At 58.0% G+C, this 2,504-nt stretch carries 1 protein-coding gene; it reads left to right on the top strand.

What is annotated here, in order from left to right; translation table 11 throughout:
- Positions 1-2,312: S8 family peptidase (locus tag BN2503_RS18815; protein WP_148639785.1), on the top strand; the 2,312-nt coding region annotated here is incomplete at its 5' end.
- Between the last annotated feature and the right edge of the window lie 192 nt (positions 2,313-2,504).

Raw genomic sequence — 2,504 nt, 5'->3', positions numbered from 1 at the left:
TCAAATGGGCGTGCCGCTGGCTCATAACGCCGGAATTTGCCGGCGAATCGAGCTGCCATCGTCGCTTCGATCCGCATCGCGAAACTCAACGTGCCTCAGTCAGCTCGGACACGCAGGCGGACTGGGTTTTGCAGACCTTCCTTAGCGGTGGTGAAAAGTTGGTCGGTGTCGCAGAAATTGCGCGTCCACGAGGTGACAAGACCATGCCCTACTCTTTCGATGAGGTCCGGGAAGCAATCCGCCAGCCTCTTCAGGAAATCAGGGCGTCCCTGCGGGAGGTTCCGCGTGTCGCAAAGCCTCGAGATGAGGGCGTTTTTGAGATGGTTCTCCATCCCTCATTTCTCGCCAGAAGCTACTACCCTTACAAGCTGCTGCGCGCTGTGGGGTTACGCGATATTGGCAGCAAAGAGCGAATCATCACACCTCGCGCGACGACCGATGCCCGGTACGCTGGAAAACCGCATGCCACAGCATCGCTGTTCGTGGCGGGTACAGATACCTCATTAGCGCGTTTTGCGGATGTACTCTCGCAAGAGAGGCGCCCTCTTGGAATTGAGCGCCAGGTCATGGAGATCGAAACGATCCGATGGGTCGACCATGAGGAGAAGCTGAAAGGCGACTTTCCTGAGGGGGATCATCTCGCCTTTGAAGTGGCGCTGCATGCTGGCGCTGATGCCGATGACATTCTGGTCGCGTTCCAGCGCTACGCGAAGAGCCAAGGCGCAACCGCCGATGTGAGCCGTAAGATACGTGTCGGTGGTTTGACCTTCGTGCCAGTATTTGGCTCAAGTGCTCAGATTCGTTCCCTCGCGGACTTCACATTTTTGCGGGTAGCGCGGCTGATGCCCGTCCTGCGGACAGCGATACCGAACATGGTCCGCACGACTGTTCCCGGTGCGACTTTCAAGCTCCCAATAGCGGCGCCCTTACACCCCAGTGAGAGGGCAGCCATCTTCGACGGCGGACTGGGTACCACCGATCTGGCAGCATGGGCCACAGAAATCACATATCCCGAAACTGCAGCTACAGCTGGATCACTGCTCCTTCATGGCAGTGAGGTTACTTCTTCATTTTTGTTCGGGCGGCCCGGCCGCAGCCCTTCAAATATGCCTTATATGGGCGTCGACCACTTTCGTGTCCTTGCGCCTTCGTCTGGCAAAGATCCGGACCTTTTCGACGTCCTTTTGCGAATCAAGCAAACGTTGGAGACCGGGCGATACCGGTTCGCTAACTTTAGCTTAGGGCCCCATATGCCTATCGACGACGACGAAGTCCACACTTGGACAGCTACGTTGGACCAGCTATGCGCAACCTACGACATCGTTGCCACCGTCGCTGTTGGCAACGACGGCATCCACGAGGGAGCAAACCGGATTCAGCCACCGGGCGATATGGTCAACGCTATTGCGGTCGGTGCATGCGATTCTCCGGGCGCCCGATGGCGGCGGGCTCCCTACAGCTGCGTGGGCCCGGGACGAAGCCCTGGGTTTGTCAAGCCCGATGGGGTCGCTTTCGGGGGGTCTGATCAAGAGCCATTTGAAGTCTACAGCCCCATCCTGTCGGGAGTCTCCGGCGTTCAGGGAACTAGCTACGCCGCACCACTAGCACTCCGCACGGCCGCTGGCATTGCAGCGACAACCACGCACAGTTTGACAGCGACCGGTATCAAGGCGCTCCTCATTCATCACGCAGAGTCTGCACCACGACTAAAGCGCAGCGAGGTCGGTTGGGGAAGATTTCCCGAGGACGTCGCGAGCATCCTGGAGTGTGGCCCAGGCTCCGCGACCGTGATCTTCAACGCATCGTTAGCCAAGGGTGAGTACAGGCGTTGTCCTGTTCCCTTTCCAGACGTCGCACTCAATGGCCCGGTGCACATCCGCGCAACGTTCTGTCTTAACGCGCACACCGATCCGGAACACGCAATCAACTACACCCGCACCGGGATCGGCGTTGTCTTCCGGCCAAGACTGGGCGTCGGGGAAGATGACAGCGCGGAGTTCTTTGGCATCAGCTCCCAATACAAAGCCACAGAACACAGAATGCGAACGGCGGCGCACAAATGGGAGACAGTGCTCCATCGTGATCGCAAGTTTGAGCCCCCTATCGCAATTGCGGGCCCAGTATTCGATGTTGAATACCATGCTCGTGCCGAGAGCAGGAGCGTACCGGCAACGTCGGCCCCTGATGCTGACTTCGCACTAGTGGTTACAGTCACTGCTCCTGCGGTTCCAAACTTGTACGACTTGATTCGACAAAAGTATCCCGTTCTGCTGCCCGTCGGACTGCGCGTCGACGTTGACCTCGATGTTTGAGCTTGCATCACTCTAAACGTCACCGGCTGGTCGACTTGAAGCTCTAGGGAAGGTCTGCAAAACCCCTGGTCATTCCGACTGGCGCAGAGCCTGATGAGGACCGACGATCACGGACATGGATCAGATCACGCTTGGCCTTGACCCCCTGCCCAAGAAAACCCGCAAAGAGGTCTTCCTTGAAGAGATGAACCA

Source organism: Paenacidovorax caeni, from assembly GCF_001298675.1.
Taxonomy (GTDB): domain Bacteria; phylum Pseudomonadota; class Gammaproteobacteria; order Burkholderiales; family Burkholderiaceae_C; genus Paenacidovorax; species Paenacidovorax caeni.
Note: the sequence above shows the minus strand (reverse complement) of the source record. Positions and strands in the feature narration are given on the sequence as shown.